Annotated in this window: 21 protein-coding genes, 1 other RNA gene and 1 pseudogene; 11 read left to right on the forward strand and 12 right to left on the reverse strand. The window is 28.5% G+C overall.

Features of this window, described 5'->3' with window-relative positions; translation table 11 throughout:
• Positions 1–111 precede the first annotated feature (111 nt).
• The 8 genes from peaA to BT997_RS09565 are packed head-to-tail and all read left to right on the forward strand — an operon-like array spanning position 112 to position 9,018.
• Positions 112–1,698, forward strand: a complete 1,587-nt coding sequence (gene peaA, locus BT997_RS09530) for a quinohemoprotein amine dehydrogenase subunit alpha (RefSeq protein ID WP_083568642.1) — start codon at positions 112–114, stop codon at positions 1,696–1,698.
• Positions 1,699–1,709: 11 nt separating this feature from the next.
• On the forward strand, positions 1,710–3,107 hold the full coding sequence (peaB, locus tag BT997_RS09535; RefSeq protein WP_072681573.1) for a quinohemoprotein amine dehydrogenase maturation protein: 1,398 nt from the start codon (positions 1,710–1,712) through the stop codon (positions 3,105–3,107).
• Positions 3,094–3,414 carry a quinohemoprotein amine dehydrogenase subunit gamma gene (gene qhpC / locus BT997_RS09540; RefSeq protein WP_072681574.1) on the forward strand — a complete coding sequence of 107 codons (321 nt, stop codon included), beginning with the start codon at positions 3,094–3,096 and terminating at the stop codon, positions 3,412–3,414. Before peaB ends, qhpC begins: the two co-directional genes overlap by 14 nt.
• Positions 3,415–3,426: 12 nt before the next feature.
• The gene (gene peaD, locus BT997_RS09545) at positions 3,427–4,569 is read left to right on the forward strand and encodes a quinohemoprotein amine dehydrogenase subunit beta (protein ID WP_083568652.1); all 1,143 of its coding nucleotides are present in this window, start codon (positions 3,427–3,429) and stop codon (positions 4,567–4,569) included.
• A gap of 2 nt (positions 4,570–4,571) precedes the next feature.
• A complete protein-coding gene (locus tag BT997_RS09550) occupies positions 4,572–6,209 on the forward strand; it encodes an ABC transporter ATP-binding protein (RefSeq protein WP_072681576.1) in 1,638 nt (545 codons plus the stop codon).
• Positions 6,210–6,213: 4 nt separating this feature from the next.
• Positions 6,214–6,855 (forward strand): S8 family serine peptidase, encoded by a 642-nt coding sequence (locus BT997_RS09555; protein WP_072681578.1) that lies wholly within the window; start codon positions 6,214–6,216, stop codon positions 6,853–6,855.
• Complete coding sequence (locus BT997_RS09560; RefSeq protein WP_072681579.1) at positions 6,842–8,164, forward strand: NAD(P)/FAD-dependent oxidoreductase; 1,323 nt, start codon at positions 6,842–6,844, stop codon at positions 8,162–8,164. Before BT997_RS09555 ends, BT997_RS09560 begins: the two co-directional genes overlap by 14 nt.
• A gap of 5 nt (positions 8,165–8,169) precedes the next feature.
• A complete protein-coding gene (locus tag BT997_RS09565) occupies positions 8,170–9,018 on the forward strand; it encodes a sulfurtransferase (protein ID WP_072681581.1) in 849 nt (282 codons plus the stop codon).
• Positions 9,019–9,052: 34 nt separating this feature from the next.
• Here BT997_RS09565 and BT997_RS09570 read toward each other — a convergent pair whose 3' ends face one another.
• From BT997_RS09570 to BT997_RS15715, 3 genes and pseudogenes are all read right to left on the reverse strand, one after another.
• A complete protein-coding gene (locus BT997_RS09570) occupies positions 9,053–10,552 on the reverse strand; it encodes a YifB family Mg chelatase-like AAA ATPase (protein ID WP_072681583.1) in 1,500 nt (499 codons plus the stop codon).
• A gap of 78 nt (positions 10,553–10,630) precedes the next feature.
• A pseudogene (locus tag BT997_RS15780) lies at positions 10,631–10,846 on the reverse strand (thioredoxin family protein); the annotation flags it as partial.
• A gap of 18 nt (positions 10,847–10,864) precedes the next feature.
• Positions 10,865–10,996 carry a thioredoxin gene (locus tag BT997_RS15715; protein WP_143145181.1) on the reverse strand — a complete coding sequence of 44 codons (132 nt, stop codon included), beginning with the start codon at positions 10,994–10,996 and terminating at the stop codon, positions 10,865–10,867.
• Positions 10,997–11,182: 186 nt separating this feature from the next.
• Here BT997_RS15715 and BT997_RS09580 point away from each other — a divergent pair, with 186 nt between their 5' ends.
• Entirely contained in the window at positions 11,183–11,671 is a 489-nt protein-coding gene (locus tag BT997_RS09580) for a hypothetical protein (protein WP_072681585.1), read from the forward strand.
• Here the strand turns inward: BT997_RS09580 and def are convergent.
• Genes def through tig form a run of 3 tightly spaced genes read right to left on the reverse strand, consistent with a single transcriptional unit; the run spans position 11,654 to position 14,087 of the window.
• Positions 11,654–12,169: a peptide deformylase gene (def, locus tag BT997_RS09585; RefSeq protein WP_072681587.1), complete on the reverse strand. Its 516-nt coding sequence runs from the start codon at positions 12,167–12,169 to the stop codon at positions 11,654–11,656. The genes BT997_RS09580 and def overlap by 18 nt on opposite strands.
• 8 nt (positions 12,170–12,177) lie before the next feature.
• A complete protein-coding gene (gene clpP, locus BT997_RS09590; protein WP_072681589.1) occupies positions 12,178–12,762 on the reverse strand; it encodes an ATP-dependent Clp endopeptidase proteolytic subunit ClpP in 585 nt (194 codons plus the stop codon).
• 23 nt (positions 12,763–12,785) lie between these two features.
• A complete protein-coding gene (tig, locus tag BT997_RS09595; protein WP_072681591.1) occupies positions 12,786–14,087 on the reverse strand; it encodes a trigger factor in 1,302 nt (433 codons plus the stop codon).
• Positions 14,088–14,178: 91 nt separating this feature from the next.
• Between tig and BT997_RS15355 the strand changes: the two genes are divergently transcribed.
• On the forward strand, positions 14,179–15,924 hold the full coding sequence (locus tag BT997_RS15355) for a VWA domain-containing protein (protein ID WP_083568657.1): 1,746 nt from the start codon (positions 14,179–14,181) through the stop codon (positions 15,922–15,924).
• 8 nt (positions 15,925–15,932) lie between these two features.
• On the opposite strand, the gene ppk2 (BT997_RS09610) is transcribed toward BT997_RS15355, so the two are convergent.
• From ppk2 (BT997_RS09610) to BT997_RS09630, 5 genes are all read right to left on the reverse strand, one after another.
• Complete coding sequence (gene ppk2, locus BT997_RS09610; RefSeq protein WP_072681593.1) at positions 15,933–17,048, reverse strand: polyphosphate kinase 2; 1,116 nt, start codon at positions 17,046–17,048, stop codon at positions 15,933–15,935.
• 4 nt (positions 17,049–17,052) lie between these two features.
• Positions 17,053–18,003: a polyphosphate kinase 2 gene (ppk2, locus tag BT997_RS09615; RefSeq protein WP_083568659.1), complete on the reverse strand. Its 951-nt coding sequence runs from the start codon at positions 18,001–18,003 to the stop codon at positions 17,053–17,055.
• An 11-nt stretch (positions 18,004–18,014) separates the two neighbouring features.
• Positions 18,015–19,157 carry a carboxynorspermidine decarboxylase gene (gene nspC, locus BT997_RS09620; protein ID WP_072681693.1) on the reverse strand — a complete coding sequence of 381 codons (1,143 nt, stop codon included), beginning with the start codon at positions 19,155–19,157 and terminating at the stop codon, positions 18,015–18,017.
• Positions 19,147–19,314: a rubredoxin gene (gene rd / locus BT997_RS09625; RefSeq protein ID WP_072681595.1), complete on the reverse strand. Its 168-nt coding sequence runs from the start codon at positions 19,312–19,314 to the stop codon at positions 19,147–19,149. Before rd ends, nspC begins: the two co-directional genes overlap by 11 nt.
• 188 nt (positions 19,315–19,502) lie before the next feature.
• Positions 19,503–20,705: a saccharopine dehydrogenase family protein gene (locus BT997_RS09630; RefSeq protein ID WP_072681597.1), complete on the reverse strand. Its 1,203-nt coding sequence runs from the start codon at positions 20,703–20,705 to the stop codon at positions 19,503–19,505.
• A 263-nt stretch (positions 20,706–20,968) separates the two neighbouring features.
• On the opposite strand from BT997_RS09630, the gene ssrA reads away from it, so the two are divergent.
• Positions 20,969–21,361: a transfer-messenger RNA gene (gene ssrA, locus BT997_RS09635) on the forward strand.
• Positions 21,362–21,482: 121 nt separating this feature from the next.
• Here ssrA and BT997_RS09640 read toward each other — a convergent pair.
• Positions 21,483–21,998, reverse strand: a complete 516-nt coding sequence (locus tag BT997_RS09640; RefSeq protein WP_072681599.1) for a hypothetical protein — start codon at positions 21,996–21,998, stop codon at positions 21,483–21,485.
• Positions 21,999–22,123: the final 125 nt, after the last annotated feature.

Here is a 22,123-nt window from a genome sequence, read left to right on the forward strand (position 1 = left end):
ATTTAGGTGTTAAAAAATATACAAAAAAGTCGTTTTTTTACTATTTATTTTTTTTATTAATTTTTATAATTTCAGCAATCAATCTTGATTAAATAAGAAAAAGGAGAGAGTTTGAAAACTACTTATTTAAATTCGGCATTGAAATTTAGTATAGGTATATTAATTAGTTCAACTAGTTTGTTCGCTACAAACTATACAGAAGCAAAGAATATTATTAATACTAAATGTACAGCATGTCACGCGGGAAGTGCTACATCTGGTTTAAGCAGGGTTTCTGAACAAAGAAAAACACCTGAAGCATGGATGATGACACTAAAAAGGATGAAAGAAGACCACGGTCTAAAACTCACAAAAAGTGAAAATGAAAAGGTTGTAAAATATCTATCTGATACTCAAGGTCTAAACTATGATGAGACTACAGACTATAGATATATATTAGAAAAAACACCAAACTATCAAGAGTCAACAAACTTAGATGCTCAATTTACTGAAGTATGTGCAAGATGTCATAGTGCTGCAAGGGGAACACTTCAAAGAAGAACAAATGATGAGTGGAGCAAGATAGTTGATCTACACTTAGGAAAATTTCCTACAACTGAGTACCAATCACTTGCAAGAGATAGAGACTGGTATGGTATTGCAAAAAATGAAATTGTACCTTATTTAAACAAACATTTTAACAATGATAAAAAGTTTAAGTTAGAAAAAAATGATTTTGAAGGTTCTTGGTCTTTTTATGGACATAGATTAGGTGAAGGCGACTTTTCTTTAACTATGAAAGTTGCAAAAGAATCAAATGATAAATATAAAATCTCTATTGATGGTAGTTATATAGATGGAAGAAAAATCCAAGGAGAAGGATATTCTGACATATATAGTGGCTATGAGTGGAGAGCTATTTTAAAAATTAATGATATTAAATACAAACAAGTCTTTGCATTTGATTCAAAAACAGGGAAACTATCTGGAAGTATGTTTGAAACTCTACACCCAGAAGAACACTCAACTTTAACAGGTGTTAAACAAGGAACTAACAAGGCTATATTAGGTGTATATCCAAAATCAATTAAAGCTGGAAGTTCTGAAACTATAACAATTACTGGTGCAAACCTAAATGGAAATGTAAAACTTTCAAGTGGACTTTCTATAAATAAAATTCTTGAAAAAACTTCATCAAAAATTGTTTTAGATGTGACTGCATCTTCAAAATATGATTCAAAACTAATTGATTTAATGGTTGGTTCAACAAAATTTGATGAAGATTTGGTTGTTTACAAAAAAATTGATACTTTAAAAGTTTATCCTACATATGCAATTGCAAGAGTTGGTGATGGTGGCGGAAAAATGGCAAAACAACACGCAATTTTTGAAGCTCATGGATACTTAAGTGGAAAAGATGGAAAGTTAGGAACTTCTGATGATATCTCTTTAGGAAAAGTAGATGCAAAATGGAATGTTCTACCATTTGATGATAGAGCAAAAGTTGATGAAGATGTTAAATTTACTGGTGATATGGATTCATATAGTGGAAGATTTACTCCATCATTTGCAGGACCAAATCCAAAAAGAAGATTTGGAACAAACAACGCTGGAAATTTAAAAATAATTGCAACATATAAAGATGGTGCTAACACTTTAGAAGCTGATTCTCATTTAATTGTAACTGTTCAAAAGTGGGTAAATCCTCCAATTGATTAGGAGATATTAATATGAGTAATAATGAACTAAAAATAAATAATCACAATTTTAGAGTTATTAAAAATAGTGATTCAAATTTATTATTCCATGTTCCATCTTCTTCACTTTTTGAACTAGATGAAACAAATGAAAGTTTAATAAATAGACTTGATAATAAAAAAATTGAGAGTTTCTCAAAAGAAGAAATAGTTGAATTAGAAAAATTAAATATTGTTGGAAATGAAGAGCCTTTTAAATATACAGAGGTTAAAAATTTCCCTGCAACTACTTTGATTTTAAATATTGCTTCTGGATGTAATTTAAGTTGTACATACTGTTATAAAGCTGATTTAGAGACTTTAAGCAATAGTGGAAATATGACTTTTGAAACAGCGACACAAGCAATTGAGCATTTATATGAAGGTGCACCAGGTCAGAAACTTTACAATGTAACTTTTTTTGGTGGAGAGCCTTTAAGTAATTTTGAGTTGATTAAAGATGTAACTATTTATGCAACTAAGTTTTTCAAAGAAAAAGATGCACAAGTTGATTTTACAATCACTACAAATGCAACACTTTTAACAAAAGAGATTATCTCATTTCTAAAAAGCTATCAGTTTGGAATTACTATTAGTATGGATGGGCCAAAGGCTATTCATAATAAAACAAGATTAACAAATAGTGGTAGTGGAAGCTATGATATGGTTAGAAAGAAAGTTGAACTTCTTCTTAGCATGTATGATAAAAACAGACCTATTGGAGCAAGAGTTACTTTAACAAGAGGAATAACTCAAGTTGAAGAAATCTGGGATCACTTATTTAATGACTTAAATTTCTCAGAAGTTGGATTTGCACCTGCGACTGCAAGTGATAATGCAATTTTTAACTTAAGTGAAAAAGAGCTTGTAGATGTATTTGAAGGCTTTAAAAAGATGGGAGAAGCTTATATTGATTCAGCTTGTAAAGGCGAATTTAATGGATTCTCAAATCTTCATAGAATAGTAGGTGATATTCACGCGGGAAGAAAGAAAAAACTTCCATGTGGTGCTGGTGTTGGTCTTTTATCAGTTAGTTATGAAGGTGATTTTGATCTTTGTCATAGGTTTACAGGGAGTGATTTTCCAAATTTTGGAAATGTAAAAACTGGACTTGATAAACCTAAATTATCTAACTTTATAGAAAAAAGATTAAACACAAATGATGGAGATTGTTCAACATGTCATATTAGAAATTTATGTGCAGGTGGATGTTACCACGAGAGTTACATAAAATATAATGACCCATCAAAAGCAGTATTACATTACTGCGATATTATGAGAGATTGGATTGATTTTGGGCTTTATACTTATTCAAAAATCAGAAATGACAATCCAGAGTTTTTTGACAAATATTTTAATGAAGAAAAAGGAGATACAAATGGGCTTATTTAAACCTTTAAATCCAAAAGCAGATTTATTAAATAAATCTATTAAAGAAGGAACACAAAAAGAAGTAATGGCAATGCAAAGTATTGTTGGATGTACATCTACATTTGACCCAGGTTGGGAAGTGGATGCATTTGGTGGGGTAGCTGGACTATGTCAACCAATGGAAGCAGACCTTTATGGTTGTTCTGACCCTTGTTGGTGGCCAACACAGATTCCAGATATTATGAGTAACTCTAAATGGAGTCAGAACTCTCCATCTGCAATGAAAGATTGGAAACAATTAACATCAACATACCCTATAGAGGAATAAGAAAGGTCAAATATGAATAAAATACTGATTTTAACAATAACTTTATTTGGTATAGTTTTTTCAGGTTGTTCAACTAAGCAACCTATGCCAAATACAACAAAAATGGAAGACTTATCTTTGAAAAAAGATAGGGACTATATTGCGGTAGTAAGTAAGAAAAATGAGCTACATATTGTAGATTCTAAGACACAAAAACTATATAAAACTTGTAAATTAGCAGGTCATTATAGTACAGCTGGACTAATCATGTCACCAGATGGAAATACAGCATATGTACTTCAAGATGCATGGGGAGCTGTTTATGGTTATGATATGAACACTTGTGAAAATACATTTAGCGCAAAGTTTTCTAGTAAAGAGAAAAAAATAAAAGCTAGATCTGTAATGAGCTTCAATATAAACAATGATGGTAAAGAGTTATATACAGTTTCAAACCCTGTGAAATTACACTCTGATAGCTATGAAGTAATGGATCCAATTTTTAGTATTTATAAAACAGATGCAGGAGTTAATGCTTCACCTATAAAAAGTTTTAAAGCACCAAGACAAATTACTATGCTTTCAACTGCAAAAGATGGAACTATCTTTGCTATAGGAGCAAATCTTTATAAAATAGACCCACATGCTGGAAAAATTGAAATTGCCGCTGATTTAAGACACTGGAAAAGAGAAAACTACTCTGTACCAGATATGTTAGCTCTATGGCCTGTTGGAAAGAATTCAAATGAATTTTTAATTATGTATATTGCTGCAAAATTTAAAGATGCATCTCAAAACCCTGATACAGCAGATTATGTATGGGGAGCAGTTAGAACTGACTTAGAAACTAACAATATAGAGATTAGTGATTTTGCACCTTTAGAGACTGTTATGTTTACAGGAATGACTCATCCAAATGATTCAAACCTTTTATATGGAGTTTTAACAGACCTTACAAAGTTCGATAGAAAAGAGCAAAAAGTAATTAAAAGAGTTGATTTAGACCACTCATACTATTGTATCAACTTTTCAACAGATGGTTCTAAGCTATATCTAGGAGCTGCTTTAAATAAGATTGCTATTTATGATCCTGAAACATTAGAGAAGTTAAATACTATTGTTTTACCTGAAGGTGATGTTGGTATTGGAACAATGCAGGTATTTAGATCTAAATAATTATGAAAAACAGAGTTTTAAATAGTTTAATATCTTATATATTAAAAGAAAAAAGAGCTGTTGTTTTACTGCTTGGTATCTCTATGATATCAAGTGGTATTGCAGTTATTCAGCCATTGTTAATGCAAAAGCTAATTGATGACGCTTTAATTGTAAAAAATATTGATAACTTTTTTTACCTTGTATTTGTCATAGCCTTTATCTCTATTTTTTCAATAGCTCTCTCTGTTTTTTTACAATACAACTATACAAAACTTTCAATCAAAATTTTATATAGTCTTAGAATCGATATTTTTGAAAAGATATTTTTAAATAAAAAACTCTTTTTTCAAAGAAATCGAGTTGGTGATTTACTTTCACGTTTAGAAGGTGATATAAGTGAACTTCAAAGATTTGGAGTGGACTCCATTTTTGCACTTTTCTCTGCTGTTTTTGGATTAATTGGGGCACTTTTTATAATGTTCTATTTTGATGTGACATTAGCTATTTTTGCCCTTTTATTGTTTCCTATAGAGTTTTTTCTTTTAAAACCAATGTATGTAAAAATGCATGACATAACAAAAGAAGTTAGACAAAGTAGTGCCTTTTTAGGAAGCTTTATTATTGAGTCATTTAGGTATGCAAGTTTTTTAAAGAAATTTAATAATATAGATGATAGAAAAGAAAACTTAAATACACTTCAAGATGCTCATAAAAATAGAATACTAAAACAACAAGTTGTACAAATAAAATTTGCTCAGATACCTATAATCATATCACTTATTGCAAGATTAGCTTTAATAGTCTTTGGTGGTTTAAAAGTTATAAATGCAGATATTACAATAGGTCAATTAATTGCATTTTTAAGTTATTTCTCAATGGTTCTATCTCCCGTGCATGCAGTTTTGGGAATACTTAACAATATACCAAAATTGAAAGTAAGTATAAATAGACTCGATGAAATTCTTCCAAAAAATATAAAAGAAAAAAAGATAAATAATTTACCAAAAAATTTTGATATAGAATTTAAAAATCTTAGCTTTTCATATCCAAATGCTATGAATCTATTTGAAAATCTAGACTTAAAAATAAAAGCAAAAGAAAAGATAGTTTTATTGGGAAATAATGGCATAGGAAAAAGTACACTTATAGATTTAGTTTTAAACAATTTAGAACCAAATAGCGGTCAAATTTTACTTGACAATAAAAATATAGATGAGATAGAAAATAAAACTTTACAATCATCAATAGGTTTAGTTGAGCAAAACCCTGTAATAATATCAACTACCCTAAAAGAGAATCTTTTAATAGCCAACAAATCTTGTGATGATTCAATTTTATTACATGCACTTGAAAAAGTTGGTCTTTTATCTTGGTATAAAACTTTAGAAAATGGATTAGAAACACAACTTAGTGAGGATGGGAAAAACCTTTCTGGAGGACAAAAACAAAGACTTTCAATAGCAAGATTAATTTTACAAAATCCTTCAGTGGTAGTTATGGATGAGCCAACTTCATCTTTAGATAAAGGCTTTGTTGAGATTATTGATTCTTTAATAGATGAAAACTTTAATGAGTCAACAAAAATCATAATCTCACATCATGATTGTTATAAAAATGCAAGAGTTCTAAAAGTCGAAAATAAAAATATAAAAGAGTAAATCAATGTCTAAAAACATAAATGTCGCCATATTAGATAGTGGAAGTAAAATAAGCACTTTTGAAAAAATTGCAATAGATATAAATAAAAACCTAGAAGCAAATATAACTAAACAAAAAGAATTAAAATTTAATCATGGAGAGGTGATAACCTCAATAATAAAAGACTCAAATATAAACATCTATGATATTCAAATATTTGATGAAGAACTTAGAACAACACCTCTTCATATCTATTATGCTTTGGAGTATCTTTTAGACAAAGATATTGATGTAATAAACCTAAGTTTAGGTGTTTCACAAAACTATCAAGAGATAGAGAGAATCTGTAAAGCTTTAATAAAAAAAGGTGTAACCATAGTGTCTTCATATCCTAGACGCTCCCAACTAGAGGTGTTTCCTGCTTCATATGAGGGAGTTATTAAAGTAACTTCTGAAGGAATGTGCAAAGATGAAAAAGTAGTTTCACTAGATAATAACAAAGAATACTTTGGCGCAAACCCTTTTTCAAATAAAAAAGAAGTAGCAGGATCAAGTGTAGCAGTCGCAAAGTTTACAAAAGAGTTTTGTGAACTTTTACAAAAAGGCTTAAAAAAAGAGGAGATTCTAGAAGAGTTTTCAAAAAGGAAAGTAAATGAACCCTACTAAAAAAATAGCTGTAATAGGAGCAGGAATTGCAGGAATAACAACTGCCATTGGGCTTAAAAAACTTGGATTTGATGTAACTATAATCTATAAAGAAAGAGCTTTTACAGCTTACGAGGGATTTAGTGAAAAAACAAAAGATGGTTTAAAACTTATTGGTTGTGCAAAAAGTTCTGAACTTTTAAAGGAACAATCTTCAAGAAACTCAAACTGGGCAAATACAAAAAGCAACGCAAACTATGAGTATGTAGTAAACAGAGACGATTTTGACAAATGTATGTTAGAAGATGCAAGAACTTATGATATAAAGATTATAAAAGCAAAAGTTTTAGAGACCTTTAACCTAAAAGAGAAAGTAAAAGTCATATATAAAAAAGAGTCTATGGTTCAAGACTTGGAAGTTGAATTTCTAGTTGATACAAGAGGAAGATTTACTCCTTTTAAAAATGAATATATCTACGGGCCAAAAAGTTTTTCTTTATTACAAGAGTTAGAATTAAATGATGTCATTGAAAATAAAACTTCAATAGACTCAGTAAAAAATGGTTGGATATGGCAAGCTTACGTGGGTGAAAATAAAGGATATATACAATTTACTTGTGATGAAGCCTTAGCTCATAAAATAAAAACTTTCGAAGATTTAAAACCATATTTAGAAGAGTGTAATATAGACTTATGGAGTTTAGAAAAGGCAAAAGTAGATAAAAAAATTGTAAAAAGAGATTCATATAGTAAAATCCACAAAAATATAATAAATGAAAAGATGATATTAATAGGTGATGCAGCATCAAGTATTGATCCACTTTCAGGTAATGGTGCCTTTCAAGCTATGAGTATGTCAAGTATTGCTCCGTATGTTATAAATACAATTTTAAATAAAAAGGAGAATAAAGAAGTAGCAATAAGATTTTATAAAAAAAGAGTCGAATATATTTTTGAGAAATTTTCAAATGTAGGAAAAGATTTTTACAGTTTAGAAAAAAGATATGATACAGATTTTTGGAAACAACGACAAAACTGGCCTAAAGAAAATGACAAAGAGTTAAAAACTGTAAGTATAGAAAACTATGGCATAGTAAAAGATGGTTTTATAGAACCAAAAGAAGTTGTAGTAACAAAAGATAATCCCCTTGGAATCTATTTTTTTCAGAATGTTGAAATATTAGGATTAGTAAAATATTGTCTTAAAAATAGTTATGAAGATTCAAAAACATTTTTCAAAAACTTTATAGAAAAGAACAATATAGATATAAACTTATCAAAAGTCTTAGAAAGATGGTTATATGAACAAAGAATTTTAATAAAGGAATAAAATATATGATAAAAAATGAAAAGAAATCACCAATTTTTAAAGCAGAAGAATTAAATAAATTATTAGATAAAGAAGAAGTGAAAGTTTTTGATGTTAGAGGTATTTGGGGCTCAAACCCAAGTTCTTTGTATGAAGAGTATGAAAAAGAGCATATCAAAGGTGCAGCGTTTTTAGATTGGAGAAAAGAGTTTTTAGAACAAAATAAAGACCCAAATATAGCTCAAATATGTTCAAAAGATGAAGCAAAAGAGTCTTTTAAAAACCTTGGAATAAATAAAGAAGATACAGTTATATTATATGATGATTATTTTAATATGTTTGCAGGACGAGTCTGGTGGGCCATGAAATACTGGGGGTTTGAAAATGTATATGTTCTTGATGGGGGATTAAAATATTGGAAAGAACAAAATCTTCCTATCTCAAAAGAGATTCCTGCAACTTCTATAGGCTCTTTTGAACCTTCATGTAAAGAAGAATTACGTATATCTTTAGAAAATGTTATAAAAGAAAAAGATAGCTCTTGTCTTTTTGATGCAAGAGGAGTTGCTAACTATAATGGTAAAGAAGAAGATTCAAGATCAGGACATATTCCAGGAGCTATTAACACAGCTTTTAATACTGTTTTAGATAAAGAAACAGGACTTTTTCTAGAAAAAGAGGAATTAAATTCACTATTTGAAACTATAACACCTAAAGAGTATAAAAACAAAATAATAGTATCTTGTGGTTCAGGATATGCAAGCACTGTTGTAATGCTTGCATTAGAGTCTCTTGATATAAAATCAACTCTGTTTGATGAATCTTTTGCAATATGGAAAGAAGACATCAATAGAGAAGTAGAACAATCTTATTAAATTTTTATAAGAAAAGATGATTAAGTTAAATTAATCACCTTTTCCTATAACTTAAAGCTTCCAATAAATGACTCTTTTGAATATTTACCACACCTTCTAAATCAGCAATAGTTCTAGATACTTTAAGTACTTTATTTATACTTCTAAATGATAGATTGAAATTTTCAATTGCTTTATTTAATATTTTCTCACACTCTTCATCTAAAATACAATATTTTCTTATTTCCTCATCAGATAACTTTCCATTAAGTTCTTTTTGTCCTCTCAAAACTTGCATTTTAAAAGCATCTATTACTTGTAAATGCATACTTTTAGATGAAAAAGTTGATATTTCATTTAAATTTGTCTCATTCATTACTATATATAAATCAATCCTATCTAAGAAAGGCTCTGATAATCTATTTTTATATCTTTTAACTTCTAATTCATTACATCTACAATTACTTTTAACTGATAGTAAATTTCCACAAGGACAAGGGTTCATCGCACTTACAAATAAAAATTTAGTATCATACAAAACTTTCTTATTTACTCTACTTACTAATAATTTATAATCTTCTAATGGCTCTCTTAAGGCTTCAAGTATAGATTGACTAAAGTGTGGTAACTCATCAAAAAATAAAATTCCATTATTTGCTAATGCGATTTCTCCTAAAGCCGTTCCTCCAATGATTGATGCTTTTGTACTTGTATTATGAGGACTCCTAAAAACTCTTAAAGGTTTAAAATCAGGCTCTTTTAAATCAAGTGCTTGAAGCTTAGCAATATCCAATATTTCATCCAAACTCATAGGACTCATAATATATGGTAATCTTTTTGATATCATAGTTTTACCACAACCAGGACTACCTTCAAATAAAATATTATGATTCCCTGCAGCTGAAATTAAAGCTGCTTTTTTAGCATTTTCTTGGCCTTTTATATCTTTAAAATCTAAAATATATTCATTTGAAAAATAAAACTCTTTTCCATTGATATTTATTTTTTCATATTTCAATTCATCTTTTTTATATAAAAATCTACTCTTATCTTCATTTTTAAAAAACTCAATTGCTTCTATCAAATTTCTTACACAATATATATTTATATTAGGGATCTTTGATATCTTTTTTGCACTATTCTCACATACTAAAATATTTTTTAATAAGCCCTGCTTTGCCAAAGATAAAATAATTGGAAAAATATAACTACTATCTTTAATTTCGCCATTTAAAGATAGTTCACCAAAGATATGAAAGTCTTTAAAATTAATATTTTTTTCTTCATATAAAGAAATTAACAAAGCAACTGGCAAATCAAAGTGCGTACCACTTTTTTTTATTTCACTTGGACTTAAGTTAACAGTTATCTTTTTAGGAGGAAATTTAAACTCATTTGTAAGTAAGGCAGATTTTACTCTATCCTTTGATTCAGTTATAGCAGAACTTACAAGCCCTACAATAGTAAAACTTGGAAGTCCTTTTGTAAATGTTGATTCAACATTTACTTCTTTTGCATCTATATCATTTATAGTTGCTGATTTTATAATTTTCATTGATTCTACTTTTAATAATTTTTAGAATTATATATAATTTAAAATTAAACTATTATAATAAAAAATATTATTTAGAATCTATTTAAAATATTTTTTTACATTTTCATCTATTTGGTCAACTGTTCTTACACCATTTTCTTGTGCAATTAGTTTTCCATCTTTCATATAGGCTAAAACAGGAACACCTCGTATTTTGAATCTCTCAACTAGAGGTTTTTCGGCATCAACATCTACTTTGTAAATTGTTACGTTATCTGGTTTTTTGCTTGTTTCATATTTTGTTAAACTTTCACCTAAAGTCTTACAAGCATATCACCATGTTGCGTAGAAATCTACAATAACATTTTTATTTTTTACTTTTTCGTCAAAGTTATCTACTGTCAAATTTTCAAAAGCAAATAATGAACTTAAACTAAAAAGCAAAGCAATGAACAGTTTCTTCATGTTTTCATCCTTTTTAAAAAATTTACATATAGTATATAATTAGTGTGTAGTAAATGTTTAATATTTCAATAAAAATATTAATTAAAGTTACAATAATTATTAAACAAGTGATTAAAGTCTTGTTTTTCTTGTCAAGAAATAAAAAATCATATATTATAAAAATAATCTAAATGTAAAAGAGTTAAAATGGAAGAAAATATTCAAAACAATAGAGAAAAGAAAGTATCAAAAATAGATTTTTTTAAAAACTATATAAATGAAGAGATAAATGATTTTAAAAAAGATGAAGAAAATAGTTTAGAAAAATATGCCAAAGTATCTTTAAAAAACTTTCATATTATTTCTATTGCCATTGCCTCTTCTCTGATTCTTTTATATATACCACTTAACTTTAAATTTATTTCTCAGATTATAGGCTTGTTTACCTTGATTTTTGCAGTTTCTGTAATTTTAATAACAAAATATTATTTAAAAAATAAAGATAATGAGAAAATTAAATTATATATTTATGATTGTTGGCAAAAAGGTATTTTATCTATGATTTTAGTAAATTTTGGATTGTATGCTTTTTCAACAAATCCTCATATGGAGATGTTAACTATTTTGAGTTTTGCTACCATTGCAACAATATATATACAAAGAGGAGTTAAAAAAAGTTTATCGCTTCTCTTTTAACTTTCTTTTCCACTCTTTTTCAAACTTTTTTCTCTTTATAATAGATAAGTTTTCGATAAAAAGATGTCCTGCTAAATGTTCCATTTCATGTTGCCAAGCAACTGCTAGAAAATCTTCAGCTTCCATTGTTTTCTTTTCACCATTTCTATCTAGGTATTCTACTACGATATGTTGAGCTCTTTTTATCTCTTCATTAAATCCAGGTACACTTAGGCAACCTTCAACAAAAACTTGAGTTCCATCTTTTTGCGTAATTACAGGATTAATAGCTTCAATTAGATTTTCTTTATCTTGAATATCTTCTTCATTAGGAAGATTAATAATTAAGATATTAAGAGGAATAGCAACTTGAATTGCAGCAAGTCCAACACCATTTTCTGCAATCATAGTTTCATACATATCATCTAATAACGTGTGAAGTTCATCATCGAACTTCATCACGTCTTTAGATTTTTCTCTAAGTAGTTTATTTGGATATGTTATTACTTCTCTAATCATTTTTATCTTTACTTATGATTTTTGATAACTTCATCAATTAAACCATATTCACAAGCTTCATTAGCACTCATGAAATTGTCTCTATCTGTATCTTTTTCAACTGTTTTAATATCTTGTCCTGTTTGCTCAGCAATCAGTCCATTTAATTCATCTTTCATTCTTTGAATCTCTTTAGCCTGAATCTGAATATCAGTTGCTTGCCCTTGAGCTCCACCTAAAGGTTGATGAATCATAATTCTAGAGTTTGGTAAAGAGTATCTCTTACCTTTAACTCCAGAAGATAATAAAAATGCTCCCATAGAAGCTGCTTGACCAATACAAATAGTACAAACATCTGGTTTAATATAGTTCATAGTGTCATAAATAGACATACCACTTGTAATTACTCCACCTGGAGAGTTGATATATAAATAGATATCTTTATCTGGATCTTCAGCTTCTAAAAAAAGTAACTGAGCAACAATAGATGACGCAACTTGGTCATTTACTTCACCACTTAACATAATAATTCTATCTTTTAGAAGTCTTGAATAAATATCATAACTTCTTTCACCTCTTCCACTTTTTTCAACTACGTATGGAATGTAACTCATAATTTATAATCCTATTATTTTATTTATTGACCTAATTTTTCGTCTAATAATTTAGTAATTACTTTATCTTCAATCATAGACATTTTAATTGCAGGTAAGTATCCAGCATCTTGATATTGTTTTAAAACATCTTGTGGATTTTGACCCATTTGCATTGCTTCATAGTAAATTACTTGTGTAACTTCTTGATCATTCACTTCAACACCTTCAGCTTTTGCTAAAGCATCAACAATAAATGTAGCTTTTACAGATTTCTCTGCATCTTCTTTTAATTCATCTCTCATAGATTCAATTTTAGCAGCATCTTCTTGTAAAGCTTTGATTTCATCTTCAGCCATTGCTCTTACTTTATTGTTTAGTGCAAAGTTAACTTCTTGCTCTACAACAGAACCTGGTAATGCAAAGTTTAATGTTTCAACTAATGAATCTAAATATGCAGGTTTTAATTCTTCTCTATAGTAAGTACCTTTTGCTTCAGCTTTCATTTGTTCTTCAATTTTTGCTTTTAAAGTTTCAACTGTTGCACCTTCTTCACCAGGTAACATTTTTGCAGCAAACTCATCATTGATTTCTGCTTCACCTTTTTCTTGAATTTCATGTAAAGTTACTTTAAATACAGCTTCTTTACCAGCTAAATCTTTTGATTGGTACTCAGCAGGGAAAGTTACAGTAATATCTTTTTGCTCATCATACTTCATACCAATAACTTGCTCTTCAAATCCAGGGATAAAAGAACCAGAACCAATATGTAAAGGATACTTCTCAGCTTTTCCACCTTCAAATGCTACACCATCAACAAAACCTTCAAAATCAATTAGTGCATGATCTTGATCTCTAACCATTCTTTTTCTTGCAATCTTTTTTAAAGGTGCTTGTGAACTAGCCATTTCTTGAATTCTTGCATCAACTGCTTCTGAATCTACTGCTTTATCTTCTACAGCAGGAATAAGTGCTTTATAATCACCTAAATCAACATTTGGTTTACAAGCTAATTTAACTTCGATTTCAATATCACCATTATCTTGCTTCTCATATTTAGAAACAGCAGGCTCACCAACAATATCTTCATTAGCAATTTTTAATTCAGCTAATCCTAAAGAAAGAACATTTCTTAATGCTTCACCTTCTGCATCTTCTCTTAACTTTTCAGCATATCTTTGTTTTACAACTGCTACAGGTACTTTACCTTTTCTAAAACCTTGGATATCCATAGTTTTTGCAGCTTGTTTTGCTACTTTGTCTAAGTTTGCTTCAATAACATCTTTTGAAATTGTTGAAGTAATAACTGCATTAGCGTCATCAACTCTGTTTGCATTAAATTCCATTAAATCTACTCCGATTATTTTAATTTTAGACGTGATTTTAGCTAAAAGTTACTAAGTATTCTATAAAATATACTTTTAGGAGAAAATCACATTGCAATTTCTATACCATAACGTATTACTTTTAATGTTAATACCAATATTTTTACTAATGTTTTTAGTCGTAACAAACAAAGATAGTTTTGAAAAGTATTTCGAAAAAGAAACTTTGAGTAAGTTATCAGTTTCAAATAAATACATGACAAAAACAACTAGAAACATTTTATTTTTCATTAGTATAATTCTAATGACTATTGCTCTAGCACGTCCAGTTGCACAGGAAAAAGAACATAGTTTTAAACAAGAAGTATCATCTATTGTAGTGGCTATTGATGTTTCAAAATCAATGCTTGCAAACGATGTTTATCCAAATAGATTATCTCTAGCAAAACAGAAACTACTAGATATTATAAAATTATCTAAAAAGAATGCTTTAGCAGTTGTGCTATTTGCAAAATCTTCTTTTATTTTATCTCCTGTTACACAAGATTTTAATTCACTAAAAATTTTAGTTGATAACCTTGATACTGGAACAAATTTTGACAATGGTTCAAATATATTCTCAACTTTAGAAACAACAAATAAACTTTTAAAAGATTACGAAAATAAAAATCTTTTACTTTTAACAGATGGTGGAAATAATTCAGAGTATGAAAAAGAAATTGAATTTGCAAATAAAAATAAAATCAATATCTACACAATTGCACTTGCAACTAAAAAAGCTAGTCCCATAAAACTTGAAAATGGAGAATTTTTAACAAATAAAGACGGTTCAATAGTAACCGTAGCACTAAATGAAAAAATAAAAAAACTAAGTTTAGATACAAATGGAGGATTTATAAATTACTCAATTACAAATAATGATATAAAAGAAATTTTATCGGATATTGATAATAAATCTTCAAAAAAAGAGTTAGAATCTAAAAAATTCAAAACTTATACAGAATTATTTTACTATCCTCTAGGTTTGGCACTTTTTATTTTACTAATTGCATTTTCTTCACTTCCTAAATTTAAATCAAAAAAAATCGCGATTATAGTTACTACAATATTCATATCTACTTTCTCAACAAATTTAGAAGCAGTTGTTTTTGACTTTCAAACAATTGAAAAAGCAAATAATAATTACAAACAAAAAAATTACAAAGAAGCAACAAAGAACTACCAAAAAGTATCAAATACCCAAGAAGCAAAATATAATCTAGGAAACTCTTTATATAAAGAAGAAAAATATAAAGAAGCTCTAAATACATATAAAAATATCACAACAACAAATCAAACTCTAGAGTATAAAAAGCTTCATAATATGGGGAACTCTTATGTTAAATTAAACGATTTAGAAAATGCAAAAAAAATGTATGAAAATGCTTTAAAAATAAAAGATGACAAACAAACAAAAGAAAATCTTGATGCTGTAAATAAAGCATTAGAGAATAAACAACAAAATAAAGATCACAATAAAAATAAAAAACAAGACAAAAAAGATAAAGATCAAAAAAAGAAGCAAAAAGAAGAACAAAAGAAAAAAAATAAACAGAATAAAGAACAAAAAAACAAAAATCAAGAAAATAAGAAAGATGAACAAAATAAAGGTAATCAAGAGTCAAAAAAGAATAAAAAACAAGATGAACAAAAAAACAAAGATAAAAATAAGAAATTAGAAAAACAGAAAAGTAAACCTCAAGAAATTTCAGATTTAGAAGAGAAAAAGTGGTTAGGGAAATTAAAAGATAAAAAACAACAAGTATTACTTAAAAGAGTTGATACCAAGAACGAAGATACATCTTCAAATCCTTGGTAGTATAAATATTAGTAGTTAGCTGATTTTCTCATTTGCATTAGCTCTTTTTGAACAGAGATATTTACCTCTTCATTTGCTTCAAAATTTAATGCATAATTACGACTATCATAATCTACTGAGTTAAGTATAATTTTCATAGCTTCTAAACGTGCTTGATGTTTGTCATTACTTCTTACAACATGCCATGGTGCACTTCTTGACGAAGTTCGTCTAAGCATCTCATATTTCTTTTCAGAAAATTCTGACCATAAATCTTGAGCTTGCATATCAACTTCAGAAAACTTCCAATGTCTAAGTGGATCATTGATTCTTCTATCAAATCTTCTTTTTTGCTCATCTTTAGAAACAGAGAAATAAAGTTTAATTAAAATCATTCCTTGTCTAACTAAATCTTGCTCAAAATTTACAACATCTTCCATAAAAATTTCATGTTCTTCTTTTGTACAAAAACCAAAGATTGGTTCAACCATCGCTCGGTTATACCAAGATCTATCAAAAAGAACAACTTCCCCACCTGTTGGGAAATGCTGAATATATCTTTGAAAAAACCATTGATTTCTTTGTGTTTCAGTTGGTTTACCAAGAGCAACTACCCTATAGTGTTTATTATTCATATATCTTGTGATTCTACGAATAGCACCACCTTTTCCTGAAGCATCTCTACCTTCAAAAAGAATTATCATTCTTTTATTTTCATTTTCTAAATAATTTTGAAGCTTAATTAATTCAATTTGATATTTTTTCAATTCTTCTAAGTCATATACTTTTTGAATCCCATCATGTAAAACTTCTGGGTCAACATTTTTAAAATCACCTAGTATTGCTTTTAAAGCCTTGTTTTCTTCTAATAGTTTTTCAAATCTATCATCACTATATTTTTCGCTTTTTTCTGCTTTTGGCAATTTTTTTTCTTCTCTTACAACAATAGAATCTTTAAATTTTTGCATTAAATTTAATGCAGCTTTTTTCGTAAGATTATCTTTTTTAGTGTATCCCAATACTTTTACATATCTTTTTTTATCATATTGAAATCTTGCAATGTATTTTTTCCCAAAAGAAGGATGCGTAGCCTTTGAAATATATAATCCACTATAATTTGTTTTTTCAAAATCACTTAAGTTCATCTAACTATGCCTTTGCAAATTTGTTTTCATGTTCCATTGCTTCTAACTCTTGAGCTCCGGAAATTAAAATTTTATTATTTGTTTTTAATTCTTTTTTATTAATTTTATTTGGATAACTAACATGTGATAAAATATGTTTTATACAATTAATTCTTGCTTGCTTTTTATCATCACTTTTAACAACTGTCCATGGTGACACATCTGTATTTGAAGCCATAAGCATTGAAAATTTTGCAATAGTGTATTTATCCCAAAGTTTTTGAGACTCTTTATCCACAGGAGAAAGTTTATATTGCTTCAATGGATCTGTTTCTCTTTTTTTGAATCTTCTTGCTTGTTCTTTTTTTGATACTGAAACATAAAATTTCATTAATATGATTCCTGATTTTACAAGCATATTTTCAAATTCTGGAACTTCTCTTAAAAACTCATGGTGTTCTTCAGATGAACAAAACCCCATAACAGGTTCAACACCTGCTCTGTTATACCAAGACCTATCAAATAAAACTATTTCTCCTGCACTTGGCAGATGTTTAGTATATCTTTGAAAATACCATTGTGTTTTTTCAATATCACTTGGTTTTTCTAGAGCAACAACTCTTGCACCCCTTGGGTTTAAGTGTTCAGTGATTCTCTTTATAGCACCACCTTTCCCAGCTGCATCCCTACCTTCAAATATCATAAGAACTTTTAAGCCTTTTTCTTTTACATGGTTTTGAAATTTAAGTAATTCAATTTGAAGTTTAGTTAACTCTTGCTCATATTCTAAAGTCTCTTTTTTAACCCAAATCTGAACTTTTTTCTTTTTTGAATTAATTTTTGAACTTTTACATGTTTTTATACAATCTTCATCTTGTACTTCAATCTCTTTATCTTCTTCAATATTAGAAATTGGATCTTTTACTTCTTCATTGTCTTTTAATTCGTCACTTATTATATCTCTATCTCTTCCCATCTCATTTTCCCTTATGAAAGTCTTGATTTGTATGCATTATATCCAAATTTGTTTACAATTTGGTAACACCCTTGACTATTTTGTATAACAATAGATGGTAACTTGATTCCATTAAATGTTGTTGTTTTTACCATCGTATAATGAATCATATCCTCAAGAATGATTTTATCTCCAATTTTCAAAGGCTCATCAAAAGAATAATCCCCTATTATATCCCCTGCTAAGCATGTATTTCCAGCTAAACGATAAGTATATTTTTTTATATTTGCCAAACCTGAGTTTCTTATATCAGCACGATAAGGCATTGCTAAAGTATCTGGCATATGTGCTTCAGCTGAAGTATCTAAAATGGCTATTGACATTTGATTCTCAACAATATCTAAAACAGTCGCCACTAAGTAACCTGTTTGCCAACCAACAGCTTCTCCTGGTTCTAAATAAACTTCTAAATGAGGATATCTATTTTTAAAATCTTTAAGAAGATTAATTAATCCTTCAACATCATAATCATTTCTTGTAATATGATGCCCTCCACCAAAATTTACCCATTTCATTTGAGGTAAAAACTCACCAAATTTTTCTTCAAAGTTTGATAGAGCTCCCTCTAAAGCATCAACATTTTGTTCACAAAGAGCATGAAAATGTAAACCTTCTACATCTTCCAAATTATCTTCTTGAAAATTTCCACGAGTAATACCAAGTCTAGAGTATGCACCACAAGGATTATATAAATCTACCTCAACAGAGGAATATTCAGGATTAATTCTAAGACCTATTGATGTTTTAGACTTTGCTTTTTTTCTAAATTGATTTAGTTGATTAAAAGAATTAAAAACTAGATGATTTGAAATATCAATAATCTCATCAATCTCATCATCTTTAAATGCTGGAGAATAAGTATGAACTTCTTTTCCAAACTCTTCTTTTGCTAAAACTGCCTCATGTAAACCACTTGCACAACAACCATGCAAATACTGTTTACATAAATCAAATGTAGACCAAAGAGCAAAACCTTTTAAAGCTAAAAGAATTTTTACTTTAGATTCATCTTGAACCTTTTTTAAAAGTTCTAAATTCTTTTTTAATAATTCTTCTTCACAAACAAATGCTGGACTAGGTAAGTCTTTGATACTATTTACTATCTCATTCTTCATTATAAGGTTCAAAATCCTCTTTTGTTACACCACAATCAGGACACTCCCAATCTTCAGGAATATCTTCAAAAGCTGTTCCAGAGGATATACCACTATCTTCATCACCAATTTTGGGATCATAGATATAATCACATACAGTACATATATATTTTTGCATAATAGTTTCCTTTTACATGTCCCATTTAAAAAGGACCTTTTCATTTTAACTTCTTTTAACAAGATGACAAAGCCACCTTTAAAGAAGCCTTGTGCTTGCACTCTCTTCGAGAAATCCTAAAGAGAACAACTAGTTGTTCTTAAATCTTTATCATTATATAATTTGAAAATTAATATTTTGTAAAGTAATTAATCTACATCCATCTCAAGAATTTTCCATGGTAAACCTTGAGTCATTAACTCATCCATAAATGGTTTTGCATCAAACTCTTCTATGTTAAATACACCTTTTCCATCCCAAATACCTTTATAAAGCATTTTAGTTCCAATCATTGCTGGAACTCCTGTTGTATAAGACACTGCTTGTGCACCAGTCTCTTTATAGCACTCTTGATGATCACAAATATTATAAATATATATCTTTTTCTTTTTGCCATCTTTCCAACCTTCTATAATACAACCAATATTTGTTTTACCTACAGTTCTTGGTCCAAGACTTGCTGGATCTGGCAATAAAGTAGCTAAGAACTCAATAGGAATAATCTTTTGTCCTTTATGTTCTACTTCTTCAATACCTAACATCCCTACATTTTGTAAGCAATTCATATGTTGAATATATGAATCACCAAATGTCATAAAAAATCTAATTCTTTTTAGACCTTTTATATTTTTACATAAAGACTCTAACTCTTCATGATATAATAAATATGAAGGTTTAACTCCTACTTCTGGATAATTGTGGTCAACTCTAATCTCTAAAGGTTTAGTTTCAATCCATTTACCCTCTTCCCAATATCTACCATTTGCAGACACTTCTCTAAGGTTAATTTCTGGATTAAAATTTGTAGCAAAAGGATAACCATGATCACCTGCATTACAATCCATAATATCAATGTAATTAATTTCATCAAATAAATTTTGTTGAGCATAAGCACAAAATACACCAGTAACTCCAGGATCAAATCCTGAACCTAGAAGAGCTTTAATACCTGCTTTTTCAAACTGTTCTTGTTTTGCCCATTGTTCTTTGTATTCAAATTTTGCTTCATCTGGATGTTCATAGTTTGCAGTATCAACATAATCAACTCCTGATTGCGTACACGCATCCATTATTGTTAAATCTTGATATGGTAGTGCAACATTTAAAACAACTTTTGGATTAACTTTTTTAATCAAGTCTACAAGTTCGGGTACATTATCCGCATCAACTTTTGCTATATTTATTTGAACATTTTGATTCTCTTTAATCTCTTTTGCAATAGTTTCACATTTTGATAATGTTCTAGAAGCTAAAGTAATTTTCTCGAATGTATCAATATTCATAGCACATTTCACAGTAGCAACACGACTAACACCACCTGCACCTATTATTAAAATACCTTTTTTTTTCATTAAAAATCTCCAATTAAAATATGCAATATTATATAAAAATAATAGTTAAAAAGTGGCAATATTTTAGTATTATTTTTTTTCATAAAATCTAACTTTTTATATACAATTAACTCAAAAAAATATTACTAAAAATAAAAATATAATAAAAAATGGAACACCATAAAAAAATATCAGATGTTTTACTAAATATTATTTAAAAATACTTACAAATTTTTATTTGTAAAAGTTAAAAAGTTCTGCTATAATTCGCTTCCATTTTTTATGGGGATGACTTGGTATCGATTAGAGCAGTGAGGATTAGTTGCATGTCGGCCTGAACATGCCGTTACGCGGTTCATTTTTTTTAGACGCAAACAATACAAATTACGCTCCAGCTTACGCAAAAGTAGCATAAGTTAACAAACAGACTCGCCTAACGGCTTGAGACTAGGAGGTTTCCACTACAGATTCTATCTATGTAGAGTTATGGAGATTCACCCAAGATAGATTATCTTATTAGAATTGATTTAACTAATTTGAGACATTTTAAATCTTAGCTTTACAATTGCCTTGCAGGTTGAGCTGTTGCAAAGTGAAATTTTTCAACCTTTACTAAGCATGTAGACGCTGGTAGTAGCTGTTTTAAGACTGGAGTTCGATTCTCCACATCTCCACCAGGACAAAAGTCCCAATATAAAAGACCTTATTTTGGGCTTTCTACCATTTTTATCGTTTAATTCTTCTAATGTATCACACCAAAGTATCACAGTATTTTTTTAATTATAACGAATGAAAACTTTATCTAAAAACTTTCTTATACAAATAAAAAGCAATTAATATATAATCAAGCAAAAGATAATTTAAAGACTGTGAAACAAAATACTTTATCATTACAAATAAAGCAATTCCTTCTATATAGAATTTTTTTATAGTTATATCCATAGTAGATAAATTAGTGAAAAAATTTAGCATGTAATTATCATAAAAATGATATAAATATTTAATTACTATATCATATGTAAACTCCATACTATTAAAAAAATAAAAATTCTCATATGTTAATTTAAATCCAAAGTCTATTATTATTGGAATTATCAAAATAACTAAAACAAATGTGTCAAAATCAAATACTGGGTCTGAAAAGAATTCACGAAATTTCATAATTGACAATAAAAATAAGCAAGCTCCAAAGAAAAAAGCTCCAACTATTCCGCTACCAAACATAGGAGTTATAACCATGGCTCCAATTGGAAAGAGTAAAATTAAAAATAATACTTTATAAAAATATAATGATAAGCCTCTTAAAAAACTCATACTACTCCTTTTCATTTTTAAGCATTATAATAATTTAACCTTGTTTTGCTTTGAGACTGATACTTTTTATAAAATAAGACAAGGGAACAGAGAAAAGCAACAAAGTTGCTTATTCTCCTGTTCAA

It is taken from the genome of Arcobacter sp. LA11, from assembly GCF_001895145.1.
GTDB lineage: Bacteria > Campylobacterota > Campylobacteria > Campylobacterales > Arcobacteraceae > Halarcobacter.